Annotated in this window: 19 protein-coding genes; 8 read left to right on the top strand and 11 right to left on the bottom strand. The window is 71.3% G+C overall.

All coding sequences use genetic code 11. The annotated features are described in order from the left end of the window. Positions 1–56: 56 nt before the first annotated feature. Together ACXJ3V_RS16080 and ACXJ3V_RS16075 are read right to left on the bottom strand one after the other, a co-directional pair. Positions 57–1,613, bottom strand: a complete 1,557-nt coding sequence (locus ACXJ3V_RS16080) for a glycerol-3-phosphate dehydrogenase/oxidase (RefSeq protein WP_457101344.1) — start codon at positions 1,611–1,613, stop codon at positions 57–59. Then, positions 1,610–2,230 (bottom strand): TetR/AcrR family transcriptional regulator, encoded by a 621-nt coding sequence (locus ACXJ3V_RS16075; RefSeq protein WP_457101343.1) that lies wholly within the window; start codon positions 2,228–2,230, stop codon positions 1,610–1,612. The genes ACXJ3V_RS16080 and ACXJ3V_RS16075 overlap by 4 nt, the downstream gene beginning before the upstream one ends. Positions 2,231–2,265: 35 nt before the next feature. Here ACXJ3V_RS16075 and ACXJ3V_RS16070 point away from each other — a divergent pair, with 35 nt between their 5' ends. Then, positions 2,266–3,906 (top strand): FAD-binding oxidoreductase, encoded by a 1,641-nt coding sequence (locus tag ACXJ3V_RS16070; protein WP_457101342.1) that lies wholly within the window; start codon positions 2,266–2,268, stop codon positions 3,904–3,906. Beyond that, complete coding sequence (locus ACXJ3V_RS16065) at positions 3,903–4,808, top strand: diacylglycerol kinase (protein ID WP_457101341.1); 906 nt, start codon at positions 3,903–3,905, stop codon at positions 4,806–4,808. Before ACXJ3V_RS16070 ends, ACXJ3V_RS16065 begins: the two co-directional genes overlap by 4 nt. On the opposite strand, the gene ACXJ3V_RS16060 is transcribed toward ACXJ3V_RS16065, so the two are convergent. Both ACXJ3V_RS16060 and ACXJ3V_RS16055 read right to left on the bottom strand, forming a co-directional pair. Then, positions 4,805–5,047, bottom strand: a complete 243-nt coding sequence (locus tag ACXJ3V_RS16060) for an alpha-ketoglutarate decarboxylase (protein ID WP_457101340.1) — start codon at positions 5,045–5,047, stop codon at positions 4,805–4,807. The genes ACXJ3V_RS16065 and ACXJ3V_RS16060 overlap by 4 nt on opposite strands. Beyond that, positions 5,044–5,718: a sigma-70 family RNA polymerase sigma factor gene (locus ACXJ3V_RS16055; protein WP_457101339.1), complete on the bottom strand. Its 675-nt coding sequence runs from the start codon at positions 5,716–5,718 to the stop codon at positions 5,044–5,046. Before ACXJ3V_RS16055 ends, ACXJ3V_RS16060 begins: the two co-directional genes overlap by 4 nt. A 52-nt stretch (positions 5,719–5,770) precedes the next feature. Between ACXJ3V_RS16055 and aroA the strand changes: the two genes are divergently transcribed. The 3 genes from aroA to bcp are packed head-to-tail and all read left to right on the top strand — an operon-like array spanning position 5,771 to position 8,681. Further along, positions 5,771–7,144, top strand: a complete 1,374-nt coding sequence (gene aroA / locus ACXJ3V_RS16050) for a 3-phosphoshikimate 1-carboxyvinyltransferase (RefSeq protein WP_457101338.1) — start codon at positions 5,771–5,773, stop codon at positions 7,142–7,144. Next, complete coding sequence (gene rsgA, locus ACXJ3V_RS16045; RefSeq protein ID WP_457101337.1) at positions 7,141–8,211, top strand: ribosome small subunit-dependent GTPase A; 1,071 nt, start codon at positions 7,141–7,143, stop codon at positions 8,209–8,211. The genes aroA and rsgA overlap by 4 nt, the downstream gene beginning before the upstream one ends. Beyond that, positions 8,208–8,681 carry a thioredoxin-dependent thiol peroxidase gene (gene bcp, locus ACXJ3V_RS16040; RefSeq protein WP_457101336.1) on the top strand — a complete coding sequence of 158 codons (474 nt, stop codon included), beginning with the start codon at positions 8,208–8,210 and terminating at the stop codon, positions 8,679–8,681. The genes rsgA and bcp overlap by 4 nt, the downstream gene beginning before the upstream one ends. Positions 8,682–8,694: 13 nt before the next feature. Here bcp and ACXJ3V_RS16035 read toward each other — a convergent pair whose 3' ends face one another. Beyond that, positions 8,695–9,096 (bottom strand): histidine kinase, encoded by a 402-nt coding sequence (locus ACXJ3V_RS16035; protein WP_457101335.1) that lies wholly within the window; start codon positions 9,094–9,096, stop codon positions 8,695–8,697. A gap of 252 nt (positions 9,097–9,348) precedes the next feature. Here ACXJ3V_RS16035 and ACXJ3V_RS16030 point away from each other — a divergent pair, with 252 nt between their 5' ends. Then, positions 9,349–9,597, top strand: a complete 249-nt coding sequence (locus ACXJ3V_RS16030; RefSeq protein ID WP_018171995.1) for a WhiB family transcriptional regulator — start codon at positions 9,349–9,351, stop codon at positions 9,595–9,597. A 74-nt stretch (positions 9,598–9,671) separates the two neighbouring features. Here ACXJ3V_RS16030 and ACXJ3V_RS16025 read toward each other — a convergent pair whose 3' ends face one another. From ACXJ3V_RS16025 to ACXJ3V_RS16015, 3 genes are read right to left on the bottom strand one after another with little or no spacing between them, the layout of a single operon-like run. Further along, positions 9,672–11,162 carry a sensor histidine kinase gene (locus tag ACXJ3V_RS16025; RefSeq protein ID WP_457101334.1) on the bottom strand — a complete coding sequence of 497 codons (1,491 nt, stop codon included), beginning with the start codon at positions 11,160–11,162 and terminating at the stop codon, positions 9,672–9,674. Positions 11,163–11,186: 24 nt separating this feature from the next. Then, positions 11,187–12,449, bottom strand: a complete 1,263-nt coding sequence (locus ACXJ3V_RS16020) for an AAA family ATPase (RefSeq protein ID WP_457101333.1) — start codon at positions 12,447–12,449, stop codon at positions 11,187–11,189. Continuing rightward, positions 12,446–13,072: an SAF domain-containing protein gene (locus tag ACXJ3V_RS16015; protein ID WP_457101332.1), complete on the bottom strand. Its 627-nt coding sequence runs from the start codon at positions 13,070–13,072 to the stop codon at positions 12,446–12,448. Before ACXJ3V_RS16015 ends, ACXJ3V_RS16020 begins: the two co-directional genes overlap by 4 nt. 98 nt (positions 13,073–13,170) lie before the next feature. Between ACXJ3V_RS16015 and ACXJ3V_RS16010 the strand changes: the two genes are divergently transcribed. Next, a complete protein-coding gene (locus ACXJ3V_RS16010; RefSeq protein WP_457101331.1) occupies positions 13,171–13,452 on the top strand; it encodes a helix-turn-helix domain-containing protein in 282 nt (93 codons plus the stop codon). A gap of 16 nt (positions 13,453–13,468) precedes the next feature. Here the strand turns inward: ACXJ3V_RS16010 and ACXJ3V_RS16005 are convergent, their stop codons facing one another. Then, complete coding sequence (locus tag ACXJ3V_RS16005; RefSeq protein ID WP_457101330.1) at positions 13,469–14,074, bottom strand: hypothetical protein; 606 nt, start codon at positions 14,072–14,074, stop codon at positions 13,469–13,471. Between the two features lie 128 nt (positions 14,075–14,202). Between ACXJ3V_RS16005 and ACXJ3V_RS16000 the strand changes: the two genes are divergently transcribed. After that, the gene (locus tag ACXJ3V_RS16000; RefSeq protein WP_457101329.1) at positions 14,203–14,637 is read left to right on the top strand and encodes an Rv3235 family protein; all 435 of its coding nucleotides are present in this window, start codon (positions 14,203–14,205) and stop codon (positions 14,635–14,637) included. A gap of 63 nt (positions 14,638–14,700) precedes the next feature. On the opposite strand, the gene ACXJ3V_RS15995 is transcribed toward ACXJ3V_RS16000, so the two are convergent. Both ACXJ3V_RS15995 and ACXJ3V_RS15990 read right to left on the bottom strand, forming a co-directional pair. Continuing rightward, a complete protein-coding gene (locus ACXJ3V_RS15995; protein ID WP_457101328.1) occupies positions 14,701–15,057 on the bottom strand; it encodes a hypothetical protein in 357 nt (118 codons plus the stop codon). Between the two features lie 70 nt (positions 15,058–15,127). Then, complete coding sequence (locus ACXJ3V_RS15990) at positions 15,128–16,354, bottom strand: pyridoxal phosphate-dependent aminotransferase (RefSeq protein WP_457101327.1); 1,227 nt, start codon at positions 16,352–16,354, stop codon at positions 15,128–15,130. Positions 16,355–16,521 lie beyond the last annotated feature (167 nt).

Raw genomic sequence — 16,521 nt, 5'->3', positions numbered from 1 at the left:
CCCGCCCACACGGCCGTTGTGGCTGTCAGTCGTCGTGCGAAGGGTTTCTGCCAACCTCAGGCCGGCTCGACCCCGGCGCGGGCGAAGGCGGCGGTCGCGGCATCCGTCGACGCCTCCCGGTCCGCGGCGACCAGCCCGAGACGCGTGCGGCGATCGAGCAGGTCATCGGCCGTCAGGGCCCCCTCGACACGAACGCCCCACTCGAGCTCCTGCGCCGTGACGCCGCGCGCCGCGGCGGGGCCGTCGGGCAGTGCGGCGACGAACGGCGCCTCCGCCCCGTAGCGCCGGCGCAGCCGGGGCGGCGCGCCGATCTCGGCGAGTCGCTCGCGCGGCCACGCACCTACGAGAGGCAGCTCCCGTGTGCGCGAGGGCTGGGCAGTCGGCAGTGCGCGGCGGCGCACGGCCTCGTCGATCCCGTCCTGCGCCATGCGCCGGTAGGTGGTGAGCTTTCCGCCGACGACCGTCAGCACGCCGTCGGCGGACTCGAGGATCGCGTGCCGGCGGGACAGATCGCCCGTGTCGACCTCGCCGTGGGCCGAGGTGACGAGCGGCCGCAGCCCCGCATAGGTGCCGATCACATCGGCGCGAGTGAGCGGCTCGGCCAGCACGGTGCTCATGACCGTGAGGAGGAGATCGATCTCCGCCTCGGTGGCTTCGGGCACGTCCGGGATCGGTGTTTCGGCGGGCACGTCGGTGAGGCCCACGTAGGTACGTCCGTGCGGTGCGGGAAGAGTGAAGATGAATCGACTGCGCGAGCCGGGCACCGGCACGGTGAGGGACACGTCGGACAGCCCGAACCGGGCGGCATCGATCACGAGGTGCGTGCCACGGCTTGGCCGAAGCCGCACTTCAGGGTCGAGTTCGCCGGCCCAGACCCCGGTCGCGCTGATCACCGCGCGGGCGGACACGTCGAACTCCTCGCCCGTGAGCGTGTCGCGGAGGCGCACGCCGGCACCCGTCGCGTTCAGCGCTTCGACGCGGGTGAGGACGGATGCCCCGTACCCCGCCGCCGTGCGCGCCACCGCGACGACGAGCCGGGCGTCGTCGATGAGCTGTCCGTCCCAGCCGTGGATCGCGCCGCGCAGGTGCTCGGCCCGCAGCGCCGGGGCGAGCCGGAGAGCCTCGGCCGAGCCGATCCGGCGAGGCGCATCGAGCACCGCAGCCGGCGTGCCGACGAATCGGCGCAGGCCGTCGCCCATGCCGTACCCGGCGGCGACCACCGCGCCGCGCGACCGGTGGTCGGGCGCGTACAGCGGGACGACCTGGGCCAGGGGACGGGTCAGATGCGGAGCGATCCGAGTGAGGAGCAGGTGCCGCTCGGCGGCGCTCTCGTGGGCGATGCCGAGCTGGCCCGACGCCAGGTAGCGCAGTCCGCCATGGACGAGCTTCGAGCTCCACCGGCTCGTGCCGTGGGCGAGGTCGTGGCGTTCCACCAGGATCGTGCGCAGACCCCGGCTCGCGGCATCCAGCGCCAATCCCGCCCCGGTGATGCCGCCGCCGATCACGACGACGTCGACCACAGGGTGGTCGGCGAGCGCCGCGAGCTCCCGGGTGCGCCGGGCCGCGTTCAGGGCCGATGAGATCGGGGTGCGCCCGAGGATCCGGACGGTCAAGGGGCGCCGCCGAGGTAACCGGCCAGCGCGCGCCGCAGCTCGGCGCGCCATCGATCGTCCGGGAGCCACTCGGCCACGAGCGGCGCGGACTGCACCGCGGACTGCACGATGAGCAGCACCATCGCCGCGGTGGCCTCGGAGTCCGCAGCCCCGAGACCGGCGGCCGCGATCCGGCGGGCCAGATCGGCGTGGATCGCGCGCTGGCTCGTGCCGAGCCGCTCCAGGACGTACCGGCTCAGCAGCTCAGGGTCGGTGTCGCGCAGCCGCTGGAGCAGCGGCATCCGCCTGATCCGGTCCGCGGTGTCGACCACGACGTCCACGAGATCGCCGACCTCCTGGGGGGCGGGGGGCGCCTCCGGCAGGGCGGCGAGCAGTTCGCGGGTCACGAGCGCCGCGAACACCGCCTGCGCATCCGGCCAGTAGCGATAGAGGGTCTGGCGCGAGACCCGGGCACGGCGGGCGATGTCGGACGCGGTGGTGCGACGGATGCCGTGCTCGAGCACTTCGGCGAGCGCCGCGTCCAGCAGCGCGGTCTCGGTGTCGGGGGCCGAGGACGGGCGGGGCACCGCGGCGACCGCGACCGCTGCGGACGCGCCTCCGACCGGCTTCGATGCCATGTGACAACCATACATAATGTGTCATACTGTCGTCCATGTCATCGCCGACACCCGTGGCCCGCCCCGCCCCCGCGCCGCGCTCCCGGTGGGACGCCTGGGGCGACGAGACCGCCGCACTCCCGGCCGGCGCCCGCGCGATCGTGTCGGCGCTCCTCCCCGGCAAGGCGCACCCCGTGCCGCGGCTCCCGCGCCCGGTACTCACCGCCTCGCGGCTGTCCGACGACGAGCTCGCGCGCCTGGTCGCCGTCGTCGGCGCCGACGCGGTCACCCGCGACGATGACATCCGGATGCTGCACCTCGGTGGCAAGAGCACGCCCGACCTCCTCGCCCGGCGACAGGGCGAGCCACAGACCGCCCCTGATGCCGTCGTCATCCCGTCGTCGCATGACGAGGTGCTGGCCGTCCTCGCCGTGTGCGACGAACGCCGCATCGCCGTCGTCCCGTTCGGCGGCGGCACGAGCGTCGTGGGCGGCGTCGACCCCGGCGGGCTGGGATTCGCGCGGGTGATCGCGCTCGACCTCGCCGCCACCGCGGCCCTCATCGATCTCGACGAGACGTCGCTGCTGGCGACCTTCGGCGCGGGAACGACCGGGCCGCAGGCCGAGGAGCTCCTCGGCCCGCGCGGCTACACCCTCGGGCATTTCCCGCAGAGCTTCCAGTACGCCTCGCTCGGCGGGTACGCGGCGACGCGGTCGAGCGGCCAGGCCTCGCGCGGATATGGCCGGTTCGACGACCTCGTGCACGCCATGCGCGTGGCCACCCCCGCCGGCGAGCTGCAGCTCGGGCGCGCGCCTTCGAGCGCCGCCGGTCCCGATCTGCGGGAGCTGTTCCTCGGCTCGGAAGGCGCCTTCGGCGTGCTGACCGAGGTCACCGTGCGGATTCGCCCGGTGCCCGCCGTCACCTCGTACGGCTCGTGGACCTTCCCGACCTTCGCCGCCGCCACCGCGGCCTTCCGCGAGGCGACGCAGCGCGGCATCCGTCCGACGGTCCTGCGGGTGAGCGATGATGCCGAGACCCGCACGAACGCCGCCCTCGGCGGGCATTTCACGCGGATGCGCGGATGCCTCGCCGTGGCGACGTTCGAAGGCGCCACCGCCGCCGAGGCGGAGGCGACGAGGACGGCGCTGGATGCCCTGTTCCGCGCGCACGGCGCCGCCTCGCGCGGCGAGGAGCCGGCCCGCTCCTGGGAGCGCGGCCGGTTCGCGTCCCCCGCCCTCCGCGACACGCTCCTCGACATCGGCGTGCTCGCCGAGACGCTCGAGACCGCGACGACCTGGGCGAAGCTTCCGACTCTCAAGGCGGCGGTCACCGAGGCGCTGCGTGAGACGCTCACTGCCACCGGTACGAAGCCCATCGTGCTGTGCCACATCTCGCACGTCTACCCGGCCGGCGCATCGCTCTACTTCACGGTCGTCGCCGCGCTCACCGCCGATCCGGTGCAGCAGTGGCGGGGAGCGAAGGATGCCGCGTCCCGCGCGATCCTGGCGTCGGGCGGGACGATCACCCACCACCACGCCGTCGGTCGCGACCACCTGCCGTATCTCGAAGCGGAGATCGGCCCGCTCGGCATGGCCCTGCTGCGTGCGACGAAGGCGGTGCTCGACCCGCATGGCATCATGAACCCGGGCGTGCTGGTGAGCGCCGCCGGACCGCCGCAAGGGACACCCGCACGATGACCATCGCACTGCTCGTCAACCCGACCGCCCGGTCCGGCGCGCACACCGGCGCGGCGATGGACGCCGCGCACCGACTGCGCGAACGCGGACTCGCCACGACGGTCATCAGCGGCGGGAGCGCGGCGGAGTCCAGTCGGCTGCTGCACACCGCGATCGGTCTCGGCGTCGACGCCGTCGTGGTCGCCGGCGGCGACGGCACAGTGAGCCTGGCGCTGCAGGAACTCGCCGGCACCGACATCCCCCTCGGCATCGTGCCCGCCGGCACCGGCAACGACTTCGCCGGTGCGCTCGGCCTTCGGGCGCTGGATGTCGCCGCCGCGGCCGAGCTCATCTCCGCCGGTGCGACGCGCACGGTCGACCTCGCCCGCGTCACCAGGGCGGACGGATCGACGCAGCTGTTCGGGTCGGTGCTCGCCAGCGGGTTCGACTCACTCGTGAACGATCGCGCGAACGCCATGACCTGGCCGCGCGGCCAGTCCAGGTACACGATCGCGATCCTGGTGGAGTTCCTGCGCCTGCGCGGCATGCCATTCGAAGTCGAGCTGCGGCTCGCCGATGACTCCGTCGAGCGCATCGCGGGTGACCTGTTGATGGCGACCGTCGGCAACACGACGAGCTACGGCGGCGGCATCCCGATCTGCCCGGACGCGGATCCGGCGGACGGCCTGCTGGATGTCACCCTCATCCGGCCCTCCGGACGCCTCGCCCTGCTGCGCCTGCTCGCGCGCGCCTACCGCGGCACGCACGGCTCATCGCCCGAGGTCTCGATGCGTCGCGTGCGGTCGGTGCGACTCGTCTCGCCCGGTGTCACCGCCTATGCGGACGGCGACCCGATCGCCACACTCCCGATCACGATCGACGTCATGCCCGCGGCGCTGAAGATCTTCGCGCCGGCGGTCTAGTGCGTCGCCTGCGCCTCGCGCAGCCGGATCAGCACCTGATCGCGCAGCTCCTCGGGCGCGGTCTCTTTGCACGCCCGCGCCACGACATCAGTCAGAGTCTTGGCGACGAGCGCCTCGTCACGGCATTCCGCGCACTGCTCCAGATGCTCCGCGATGTCCGAGTGCTCCGTCCGGCACATCTCGTTGCGCATGTACTCTTCGAGATCGCGACGGGCCTTGTCGCATCCGCAATCGGTCATTTGGCGCTCCCTGTGGCGGCGGCCTTGATGCCGCGCTCCTTGGCGTAATCGGCGAGCAGTTCGCGAAGCATGCGCCTGCCACGATGCAGACGGCTCATCACGGTGCCGATCGGTGTTTTCATGATGTCGGCGATCTCTTGATACGCGAACCCCTCGACGTCCGCAAGATACACCGCGAGCCGGAAGTCCTCCGGGATCGCCTGCAGCGCGTCTTTGACGACGGATGCCGGCATCCGATCGATCGCCTCCGCCTCCGCAGAGCGCGTGCTCGACGCGGTCGTGGACTCGGCACCGCCGAGCTGCCAGTCCTCGAGATCGTCGATCGTCCCCTGGTAGGGCTCACGCTGCTTCTTGCGATAGGTGTTGATGTACGCATTCGTGAGGATGCGGTACAGCCACGCCTTCAGGTTGGTCCCCTGCGTGAAGGTGTGCCACGACGCGAACGCCTTGACGAACGTCTCCTGCACCAGATCAGCGGCGTCGGCCGGGTTGCGCGTCATGCGCATCGCCGCGGCGTACAGCTGGTCCATGAACGGCAGAGCCTGCTCTTCGAACTGCGTGCGCCGGTCGGTCACGGCATCCGGCTCCTCGTTCATCACACGCCAGTCTACTTCGTGTCTGTCCCAGGCTTCCTGGACGTCCACGACAGGGCGATCAAGTGTGACGATCATCCGGCTCCTTCTTGCGCTGGTTGGATCCAGCGGTTCAGTAGGGTAGAACCCGATGACCGTCGACGGGTATTCCCCACAGTCCGCGCCAGGTGTGCGCGGCGCCTGGAGCGCGCCTGTCGCGCCCGGCCCGCTCAACGCCTCGGTGACCATTCCCGGCTCCAAGTCGCTGACGAATCGCGAGCTGATCCTCGCGGCGCTGGCAGACGGCCCGAGCCATCTCTCCGCCCCCCTCCACTCCGAAGACTCGGCACGGATGATCGACACGCTCCGCACCCTCGGAGTCACGATCGAGGCCGTCCCCGGCACAGGCGCCTTCGGCGACGACCTCGTCGTGACGCCGCGGTGGCCGCTGCAGGGTGGCGTCCAGGTCGACTGCGGACAGGCGGGCACGGTCATGCGGTTCGTCGCCGCACTCGCCGGCTTCGCCGAGGGCGAAGTCACCATGACCGCGCATGAGAGCGCGCTGCACCGCCCGATGGGCGCCATGATCAAGGCGCTCCGCGACGTCGGGGTCGACATCGACGACGGCGGGCACTGGGCGCTCCCCTTCACCGTCCGCGGGCACGGCCACGTGCGCGGCGGCGAGGTCGTGATCGATGCCAGCGCGTCGAGTCAGTTCGTCTCCGGGCTGCTCCTGGCGGCACCCCGCTTCGACGTCGGGCTGCACCTCATCCACCGCGGCGAACGCCTGCCGAGCATGCCGCACATCGACATGACGATCGAGGCGCTCGCGCACCGCGGCGTGCACGTGGAACGACCGGCCGCCGGCGAATGGGTCGTCCCAGCGGGAGCGCTGCGCGGCAAGGACCTCGCGATCGAGCCCGATCTCTCCAACGCCGCACCGTTCCTCGCCGCGGCCATGATCACCGGAGGCTCGGTGTCGGTCGCCGGCTGGCCGGCGCACTCCACCCAGCCCGGCGCACTGCTCGCCGACATCCTCTCGCTCATGGGCGGACGCGTCTCGCGTCGGGGCGGCGCGCTCACCGTGGCGGCCGGCCAGCACATCACCGGCGTCGACCTCGATCTGTCGGCTGCGGGCGAGCTGACACCGACGATCTTCGGGCTGGCCGCGTTCGCGGACGGGCCGACGACCCTCTACGGCATCGGGCACATCCGCGGGCACGAGACCGACCGGATCGCCGCCCTCATCGGAGAGCTGCGCGCGCTCGGCGGCGAAGCGCACGAACTGCCCGACGGCATCCGCATCATCCCGCAGCCGCTGCACGGCGGACGCTGGCGCGCGCACCACGATCACCGCCTGGCGACGACCGGCGCGCTCGTCGGGCTCGCGGTGCCCGGCGTGGAGATCGACGACATCTCGACGACCGCCAAGACGATGCCCGAGTTCCCTCAGCTGTGGGAGCGGCTCGTCACCGGCGGCTCCGACGACGCGACCCCGCGCTCGGAGGCGCTGCAGGCATCGTGAGCTGGCTCGAGGATGACGACGACGACGAACCCGAGTTCGACGAAGCCGACATTCGGGTCCGCCCCAACCCCAAAGCCAACCGGCCGCGCACGAAGCGCCGCCCTGCGCATTCCGACGCCCAGCTCGGACGGATCCTCGGCGTGGACCGCGGCCGCTACGCGGTGCTCATGGGCGAGAACACGCCGGACGAGCACGAAGCCGTCGCGATGCGCGCGCGAGAGCTGCGCCGTCAGCAGATCGTCACGGGCGACTTCGCCAAGGTCGTGGGAGACAGCTCCGGGTCCGAGGGGACGCTGAGCCGGATCGTCGGCATCCAGGAGCGCACCTCGCTGCTGCGCCGCAGCGCCGACGACACCGACCAGGTCGAGCGGGTCGTGGTGGCCAACGCCGACCAGATGCTGGTGGTCGTCGCCGCCGCCGACCCCGAGCCACGGGCGCGGCTCGTCGACCGCTACCTCGTCGCGGCGCTGGATGCCGGCATCCGTCCCCTGCTMGTGGTGACCAAAGTCGACCTCGCCGACCCGGCCGAATTCCTGACGCACTTCGAGGGACTCGACCTGGAGGTGTTCACGAGTGCGCAGGATGAGATGCCGCTCGAACGCATCGGCGCGGCGCTGGTCGGGCATTCCACGGTCTTCGTCGGGCACTCCGGTGTCGGCAAGTCGACCCTCGTCAACGCGCTCGTTCCCGAAGCCCGGCGGGCCACCGGCCACGTCAACGAAGTGACGGGGCGCGGACGCCACACCTCCAGTTCGACCGTCTCGATGCGCTACCGCGGCGCCGAAGGCAGCGGCTGGGTGATCGACACCCCCGGGGTGCGCTCGTTCGGCCTCGGCCATGTGGATCCCGCGAACATCCTGCGCGCCTACACCGAACTCGCGGAGATCGCCGAGGACTGCCCGCGCGGCTGCACGCATCTTCCGGATGCCCCGGACTGCGCGATGATCGAGGCGCGTGACGAGGGCCGGCTCGGGCCGACCGGCGCGGCGCGGCTGGACTCCCTGCAGCGACTGCTGGAGACCTTCGCCGAGAAGGGCCGCACCGTCGAATCCAAGGGAGACCGATGACCGCCGCGCGACTCGAGGTGGGGCGTATGGCCCCCACGTTCACCCTGCTGGATCAGGACGAGCGACCGGTGGAACTGCGCGCTCTGCGCGGACGGCGGGTCATCCTGTTCTTCTACCCGGAGGCGATGACCCCGGGGTGCACCAAGGAGGCGTGCGACTTCCGGGACAGCCTCGCGCCGCTGCAGGCGGCGGGGTACGTCGTGCTCGGCGTGTCGCGCGACGACCCGGAGAAGCTGCGCAGGTTCCGGGAACGGGACGCTCTGACCTACGACCTGCTGAGCGACCCGGATCGCCGGGTGCATCGCCGATACGGCGTGTGGGGCGACAAGCTGAACTACGGCAAGGTGATCCAGGGCGTCATCCGCTCGACGTTCGTGATCGACGCCAAGGGCCGGATCGAGCATGCCCTGTACAACGTGCGGGCCACGGGCCACGTGGGCCGCATGCGCACGCTTCTGCACGTCGGCTGAGCCGAGCCGTCCGTCAGCCCGAGGTCGTGTCGTCGATGTCCGGATCTGATGCCGCACGCCGAGCGCCGAGGATCAGCAGGATCAGCGCCACCACCGCAGGTGCCGCAATGGCCAGGCCCACGATCGGCTCCGCATAGGCCCCGGTGGCCGCGCCCAGCGCCACCGCGAGGATGAGCAGCTGCACGACGATCGACCCGGATCTCCCCCAGGATCGGCCGTGCCACAGCGCGAGCGCGAAGGCGGCGACGGCCGCCGCCCCGACGGCGGTCAGCACGAGCAGAGCGATTCCGCTGGGCGCCGACGCGGCATCACCCGAGAGGAGTGAGAGCAGTTCGCGCACGACGATGACGATCAGTCCCACGGCTTCGAGTCCCACGATGACGGCGGCGGCGCGACTGGCCACATTTGTCTGCATTCCTGACAAATCCTCGCTCTGGTACGGCTGGATTGTGCGAACCCTCCATGCCATTGAGGGAATGCCCAGCATCTTCGACAGAATCACCCGGGCTGAAGTCTTGATCCCACGGCGCGCGCCATGGGATCATAGAGGAAGCCGTGTGCTCCCACAGCGACGTGGGGCGAGCAACCGCTCGCACTTCCCACACAGAGTACCGGACCCGAATCCGGGCTCTGATCATCTATCGCTTTCGCAACAAGGAGCACCCCCATGGATTGGCGCGACAAGGCCGCCTGCCTGACCGTCGACCCCGAACTGTTCTTCCCTGTGGGGAACACCGGGCCGGCCGTCGATCAGATCGAGAAGGCCAAGTCGGTGTGCGCACGTTGCACAGTGACCGAGATCTGCCTCCAGTACGCCCTCGAGACCGGACAGGACTCCGGTGTGTGGGGAGGACTGTCCGAGGATGAGCGCCGCGCCCTCAAGCGCCGCGCCGCCCGCGCCCGCCGCGCGTCCTGACAACTAAGTCCCACAGAACTGCCGAGAGGGCAGGTCCACGCCGCGGCGTGGACCTGCCCTCTCGGCAGTAGGGGTCAGGACCTGACGCGCTCGAGGTGGCGGAGCGGGATGTCGATCGTGACCTCCGTGCCGCTGCCCGTGATGGTGTGCCAGTCGATGGTTCCGCCCAATTCCCCCTGGATGAGGGTGCGGACGATCTGCGTGCCCAGACCCCGGCCGACCTGACCCTCTGGAAGGCCCGACCCGGTGTCGCGCACGCGCACCTCGAGGCTCTCGTCGCCGCGCTCGGCGATGATCTCGACGTCGCCCTCTTGACCGGCGAGCCCGTGCTCGACGGCGTTGGTCACGAGCTCGGTGAGCGCGAGGGCGAGCGGTGTCGCGTACTCGCTCGGCAGGATGCCGAACTTCCCGGTCGACCGCGTGCGAGCGCGCGTGTTCGGCGCGGCGGCGACCTCGGCGACGAGCTTGAGCACGCGGGCGAAGACTGCGTCGAAGTCGACGTTCTGCGCAAGGCCCTCGGAGAGGGTGTCGTGGACGACCGCGATCGCCGAGACCCGGCGCATCGCCTGGGTGAGCGCCTCACGCGCCTCGTCGGTGTGCGAGCGGCGGGACTGGATGCGCAGCAGCGAGGCGACGGTCTGGAGGTTGTTCTTCACCCGGTGGTGGATCTCGCGGATCGTCGCGTCCTTGGTGATGAGCTCCTGCTCCTGATGGCGGATCTCGGTCACATCGCGGCAGAGCACGATCGCGCCGATGCGGGTGCCGTGATCCCGCAGCGGGATGGTGCGCAGGCTCACCGTCACGCCGCGGGACTCGATGTCGGCGCGCCACGGCGCCCGCCCGCTCACCACGACGGGAAGCGACTCGTCGAACTGGCGCTTCGCCGGCAGGATGCGTGTCACCACCTCGACGAGCGACTCGCCCTCCAGCTCGTCCTCGAAGCCCAGCCGGTTGAAGGCCGACAGCGCGTTCGGGCTTGCGAAGGTCGTGGTGCCGTCGACGTCGAGACGGATGAGGCCGTCCGAGGCGCGCGGCGCGCCGCGCCGAGGCGATGTCGGCGCGGACAGATCGGGGAACTCCCCGAAGGCGATCATCCCGAACACGTCGTCGGCGCAGTCGTTGAACGTGATCTGCTGCCGTGACGGGGTACGCGAGTCGCCGAGATTCGTGTGCCGAGTGAGCACCCCGATGGTCTGCGACGGCTCGCCGTTGTGGCCGGCACGCACGATGGGCACCGCACGCACGCGGGTGGGCGTCTCTTCGAACCAGTCCGGCGACGCCGAATCGACGATCTGCCCGGATTGGAAGGCATCCCGCACCTGCGTGCGCCACTGCGGCCGCACCCGGTCGGAGACGATGTCGCGATAGAACAGGGTCGCTGCGCCGCTCGGCCGCGTGTGCGCGACGGCGATGAACGAGTCGTCCTCGGTCGGCACCCAGATCACGATGTCGGCGAACGCGAGGTCCGCGAGCAGCTGCCCGTCGCCGGCCAGACGGTGGAGCCACTCGACGGAGGCTTCATTGGATCGCCCTTGGGCGTAGACGAGATCGCTGAGGGTCGACACGCCCTCCAGCGTAGAGGCAACCGGTCAGGCGGCGTCGCGACGGGGGCGACGGATGCCGCGGCGCACCGCGGGAGCGGAGACCGCCGGCGCCGGGACGACGACCTCTCCGACGAACCGCCGGACAGCGAGCGTCAGCGGCGACCGCGGGGCGACCTCGGCGATCGGTCGCGCGGCGAGGATCGCGGCATCCGCCGACCGCGGATCCGCAGGGACGAACCAGACGTCGTCGATGCCGCCGAACCGATCGAGCGTGCGCCGCACCTGCCCGCGGGCGTCGATGCCGAGCGTGCCGGGGCGCAGCCGGTTCGCGATGACCGCGACCGGCGTGGCGCCGATGGCGGCGCGCAGCTCGGCATGCGCCCGCAGCAGTCGGGAGATGCCGACCGGATCGGCGGCCGCGACGGCGACGACCAGGTCGGCCGCAGCGAGGACCGCGAGCGTGGCGGCGTTGCGACGAGGGCCCTCGAGGTCGCTCACGATCTCCTCGTCCCGCTCCAGGGATGCCGCGACATCGACGACGGTGAAGTCGGTCCACTCCCGGCACACGGCGAGGGCCGACGCGACTCGCCCCGCGGTGAGCTCGGGCCAGCGCGACGGCCGATTCAGCCCGGTGAGGACGTCTACGCCGGTGCCGCCGAGGGGAACGCTGATCCGGTCCAGCTCCCGCACATCCAGTTCCCCGCGCTCGGCCTGACGGCAGGCGCTCGGGAAGCCAGGGCCCTCGTCGGCGAGCCCGAGCTGCAGCGCGATCGACGGTGCGTGGGTATCGGCATCCACCAGTCCCACGCGCTTCCCACCGCGAGCGAGCTCGGCCGCCAGCTCGATGGCGAGGGTGGACCGCCCAGGCGCGCCGGCGGGGCCCCAGACGGCGATCACCCTGGGCTGTCGGGGCGCGGCCGGCTCGACGGCGGGCGCGCGGTCGACGGCGAGGGCGTCGAGGAGGCGCCACGGCTCGGCGGCGAGCGGCCACGGCCCGATCAGCCCGAACGCGGCGACGAGCCGCTCATCGGCGGTGTCCGCGATGAGCGGGACGATGCGCACGCCGTGCCGGTCGCAGAGCGACACGGCCGCACCGGTGAGCGACCTGCGGTGGGCGTGCAGCACGACCGTGTCGGCCCCCGCGACGGCGTGCGCGATGCGCTCGGCCTCCAGCCCCGCCCAGCCGTCGTCGGCGGCGATTGCGAGGGCGCCGGCCGGCACGACCGCGACCACCTCGATCCCTTCGCGCTCGAACCCCTCGGCGAGCCGGGTGCCATCGGGCTCGTCCGCCGCGATGAGGACCTTCACCGGCCCGCGCCTGTCGTCGGGACGACGGAGAGGGCGGATTCTGCGGCCACCGCGGCGAGCACCGCGGCGACCTCCGACCTCGGGATCACGAGTTCGAGCGCGGCCGAGCCGCCCCCGATCATCGACTCGTCGCGCGTCACCGAGACGACTGTCGCGTCCGGAATGAGGATGCGCGGCGTGTCGTAGCCGCGCTCCTGGATCGGTGCGGCCCACACCTCGACAACCGAGCCCTCACCGATGACCGCCGGCACGTCGATCGCACTGTGCACCACGACGCTCGTGGTGCGCGACGCCGCGGCCGGGCCGACCGCGCTCTGCGGCACGAGCTCCCCGGCCGGCACGGTGCGGGTGGCGACGAGACCCTCTGCGAGCGCCCCGCCGGCGAGATACGCGTCGCCGACCTGACCCAGGGCCACATCGACCGGTCGGAGATCGTCGCCCGAGAGCACCTGGCCTGGCACGATCGTGTGGGCGGCGGCGAAGACCGGGACGGTCTGGCGTGCGGCCGAGATGACGAACCAGACGCCGACCACGGAGGCGACGACGAGGAGGAGGCCGAGGGCGAAGCGGGCATCGACCCAGAAGGCACGCCGGCGCGGCCGGGGGGACTCGAGTGCGGTCATGCCACCCATGGTCGCTCACGGTCCGGATGAGACCTCTCGGTTATCCACAGTGCCTCCAGCGGCCCGTCGCACCCCTCCGTGGCCGGGATAATGGGGACATGCCCGACAGCCCCCCGTCCGACGTGCGTCTCCTGACTCCGTCTCAGGCCGCCGAGGTGCTCGGAGTCTCGATCGACGACATCATGGCGCTCGTGCACAGCGCGCGCCTGCGGGGTATGCGGGTCGGAACAGCGGGGGCGTGGCGCATCGACGCCGCAAGCGTCTCCGGGTATCTCGATGACCGGATCGAAGAGGCCAGGCTCTCCGCCCTGTGGCGACAGTCCAACGAGGCGAGCTTCCCCGAACTGTGGGGCACGGGCATCGTCCGTCACGGCGACTGACATCCCCTGGTCCCGCTCATCGCGGGGTCGTGGTGCCGTCCAGACGAATCCACGCGAGCGCGTCGAACGACACCAGGCGGTGCCCCGTCACCTCGCCGGCGCGTCGCGGTGCGCCCGGATCGTGCAGCGCGAGGTCGAGGTGGTCCGCGCCGGCACGATCGATCGTGCCGGCGAGCGCACGTCCGCTGCGCAGATGCAGCGCGACTCCGACCCGCCGGCGCACGAGGTCGCGCAGCACGAAGCCCAGGGTCATCCGGTCGGCCATGACCGTGCGGGGCGGTGCGGGTCGGGCACTGCGGAGGAGATCCGGATGCGGTATCCCGACGCATGCGACGGCTGACAGCGGTGCCAGCAGCGCACCACCGCGGGATTCGGCCGGCTCCAGGGCGATCCAGTCCGCGCCCACGCCGGTGACCTCGGCCGGGATCACCGTGCCGTCGGCGAACTCGAATGAGGGAGCCGGAGTCGACCGTTCCCGGTCGATCAGCGCCCCGAACCGATCGCGAATCGTGACTCGGGAAAGCCGGAGCCGCTCCGCCTCGGTGTCCAGCGCAGCGCGCTCGGCCTCCCACTCGGAGGCGAGCTGATCTTCGAGGTCGTCGAAGAACCGGTCCCAGCGCACCCAGCGAGATTAGGGCAACCGGGAAACCGTGTCCGGATAGTTATCCACAGGGGCGATATGAATTCTTCCTGTGAGTTCCTGTCGTGTTCTACTACTTTCCTACCCGTCCCCCCGATGAAGTAGGCACCATGGCAACGATGCCCGCCGGCAACCCCCGCCGCGCTGCGCCCGACGCGTACGAGCTCTCGCAGTTCTTCGCGCCGCAGCGCACCGCGACCTCCGCTCTGCCCGATCCCGAGACCTTCCTGCGCAACCTGACGCGGGGCGTCTTCGAGGTGCTCGCCGGGGTGCGCGAGGTCGAGCAGCTTGCTCGCTGGGTCACCGAAGACGCCTTCCGCAAGCTCGTCGTCAGATCCAACCTGGCGGCCCGGGCGCGGAGCGCCCGCGGGGACGCGGCCCGGCGACCTGTGCACACGATCATGTCCGTGCACTGCTCCGAGCCGGCCGACGGCGTCGTCGAGGCCGTCCTGGTGGTGACCGGTGCGGCGCGCACCCGTGCCGTCGCCGTGCGCCTCGAAGGCATGGACGGCCGCTGGCGCGCGACATCGCTCGCGCTGCTCTGACCCCCGACCGACGACGGGCCGACCCCAGCGTCGTGGCGGCCCGATCGTCTCCTTGCCGCGTTGTCAGGAGTCCTTGTCGGCGTCGATGAGCTCGAGCAGCGCCTTGAGCGCGTCGCGGATCTCGGTGTGGTCGTATTGGCCGGCTCGGCTCTCCCCCGCGATGACACCGCCGCGGTGCACCTTCCGAAAGTCGCCGAACGGGAACGAGTACGCCTGCTTCGTCTCCCGGTTCTCCGCCCTGTCGACGCCGAGATGCCAGTGCGAGTACTCCGTCCAGCCGTCCCGTTCGATGAAGGCGTTCTCCTCGTCGGGGGTGGGCGCCGCCTCCGACCAGTCGTCGCGCTCGTCGCGGACGACGTCGCCCGCGTGCACCAGCGCCCGCGCGTGACGCAGCGCGGGCTCGTTCAGTTCAATGGACATGCGGCCACGATAGGCACCGCCGCCGCGTGCGACGAGGGGGTTGACGGATGCCGTGGCACCGTCCTCGCCGCTACTGGCGGTAGGACGACAGGAAGTTGCCGAGGCGCTCGATCGCCTCGGTGAGCACCCGGGCCTCCGGCAGCGTCACGATGCGCACGTGGTCGGGCGTCGGCCAGTTGAAGCCTGTGCCCGGAACCAGCAGGACGTGCTCGGCGAGGAGGAAGTCGAGCACGAGCCGTTGGTCGTCGCGGATTTCGTAGACGTCCGGGTCGAACCGCGGGAACGCGTACAGCGCGCCCTGCGGCTTCATGCAGGTCACCCCGGGAATTGCGAGAAGACCCTCCCACGCGGCATCCCGCTGCTCGTGCAGTCGCCCAACCGGGCCGATCAGCGCGTCGATCGACTGCACGCCGGAGAGGGCGGCCTGCACGGCGTGCTGCGCCGGCACGTTGGGGCAGAGGCGCGTCGAGGCGAGGAGGTTGATCCCCTCGAGGAAGCCCGAGGCGTGCGCCTTCGGTCCGGTGATGACGAGCCAGCCGGAGCGGTAGCCCGCCACACGATACGTCTTCGAGAGGCCGTTGAAGGTGAGGCAGAGCAGGTCGGGGGCGATCGACGCCATCGGGATGTGCACCGCGTCGTCGAACAGGATCCGGTCGTAGATCTCGTCGGCGAGCAGCAGCAGCGAGTGCTCGCGGGCGATGTCGGCGATGCCCTCGAGCACCTCGCGCGAGTAGACGGCGCCGGTCGGATTGTTCGGGTTGATGACGACGATCGCCTTGGTGCGCGGCGTGATCTTCGAGCGGATGTCCTCGAGGTCGGGCTGCCAGCCGTCGTCGTTGTCGCAGACGTAGTGCACCGGCGTGCCGCCGCCGAGGCTGGTCATCGCCGTCCAGAGCGGATAGTCCGGCGAGGGGATGAGGACCTCGTCGCCCTCATCCAGCAGCGCCTGCATCGTCATGGTGATGAGCTCCGACACGCCGTTGCCGAGGAAGACGTCGTCGGGACCGAACGGCGGGAACGTCGGATCCTGCTCATAGCGGTACACGACGGCGCGGCGCGCCGACATGATGCCTCGGCTGTCGCTGTAGCCATGGGCGTGCGGGATCGCCTCGATCATGTCGCGCACGATCTGGAAGGGCGCCTCGAACCCGAACACCGCAGGGTTGCCGGTGTTCAGCTTGAGGATCTTGTGACCCTCGGACTCGAGCCGGTCGGCCTCGACGAGCGCCTGTCCGCGGATCTCGTACAGGACGTTCTTCAGCTTGCTCGACTGGTCGAGGGTGCGGATCGGGCTCATCGGTTCAGGATATCCGGGCCGGCGGGAGGCCAATGGCCCACGCCTGGCCCGGACGTCCGGCTACTTGCGTTCGGCCGCGCGACGCTGGGCGCGGTTCTGCGGCGCCGGCTCCCCCGCCGGCGGCGCATCGGTGCGCTGACCGAACGCGCCGCGGGGCGCCTCGAACC

The sequence above is a fragment of the Microbacterium sp. P5_E9 genome (assembly GCF_054049175.1).
Note: the sequence above shows the minus strand (reverse complement) of the source record. Positions and strands in the feature narration are given on the sequence as shown.

Bases quoted from the DNA above. Each gene is read 5' to 3' on its own strand.
- ACXJ3V_RS16075 (WP_457101343.1), bottom strand. From the start codon at position 2,230: ATGGCATCGAAGCCGGTCGGAGGCGCGTCCGCAGCGGTCGCGGTCGCC.
- ACXJ3V_RS16070 (WP_457101342.1), top strand. From the start codon at position 2,266: ATGTCATCGCCGACACCCGTGGCCCGCCCCGCCCCCGCGCCGCGCTCC.
- ACXJ3V_RS16065 (WP_457101341.1), top strand. From the start codon at position 3,903: ATGACCATCGCACTGCTCGTCAACCCGACCGCCCGGTCCGGCGCGCAC.
- ACXJ3V_RS16060 (WP_457101340.1), bottom strand. From the start codon at position 5,047: ATGACCGATTGCGGATGCGACAAGGCCCGTCGCGATCTCGAAGAGTAC.
- ACXJ3V_RS16055 (WP_457101339.1), bottom strand. From the start codon at position 5,718: ATGATCGTCACACTTGATCGCCCTGTCGTGGACGTCCAGGAAGCCTGG.
- aroA (WP_457101338.1), top strand. From the start codon at position 5,771: ATGACCGTCGACGGGTATTCCCCACAGTCCGCGCCAGGTGTGCGCGGC.
- bcp (WP_457101336.1), top strand. From the start codon at position 8,208: ATGACCGCCGCGCGACTCGAGGTGGGGCGTATGGCCCCCACGTTCACC.
- ACXJ3V_RS16035 (WP_457101335.1), bottom strand. From the start codon at position 9,096: ATGCAGACAAATGTGGCCAGTCGCGCCGCCGCCGTCATCGTGGGACTC.
- ACXJ3V_RS16030 (WP_018171995.1), top strand. From the start codon at position 9,349: ATGGATTGGCGCGACAAGGCCGCCTGCCTGACCGTCGACCCCGAACTG.
- ACXJ3V_RS16015 (WP_457101332.1), bottom strand. From the start codon at position 13,072: ATGACCGCACTCGAGTCCCCCCGGCCGCGCCGGCGTGCCTTCTGGGTC.
- ACXJ3V_RS16010 (WP_457101331.1), top strand. From the start codon at position 13,171: ATGCCCGACAGCCCCCCGTCCGACGTGCGTCTCCTGACTCCGTCTCAG.
- ACXJ3V_RS16000 (WP_457101329.1), top strand. From the start codon at position 14,203: ATGGCAACGATGCCCGCCGGCAACCCCCGCCGCGCTGCGCCCGACGCG.
- ACXJ3V_RS15995 (WP_457101328.1), bottom strand. From the start codon at position 15,057: ATGTCCATTGAACTGAACGAGCCCGCGCTGCGTCACGCGCGGGCGCTG.
- ACXJ3V_RS15990 (WP_457101327.1), bottom strand. From the start codon at position 16,354: ATGAGCCCGATCCGCACCCTCGACCAGTCGAGCAAGCTGAAGAACGTC.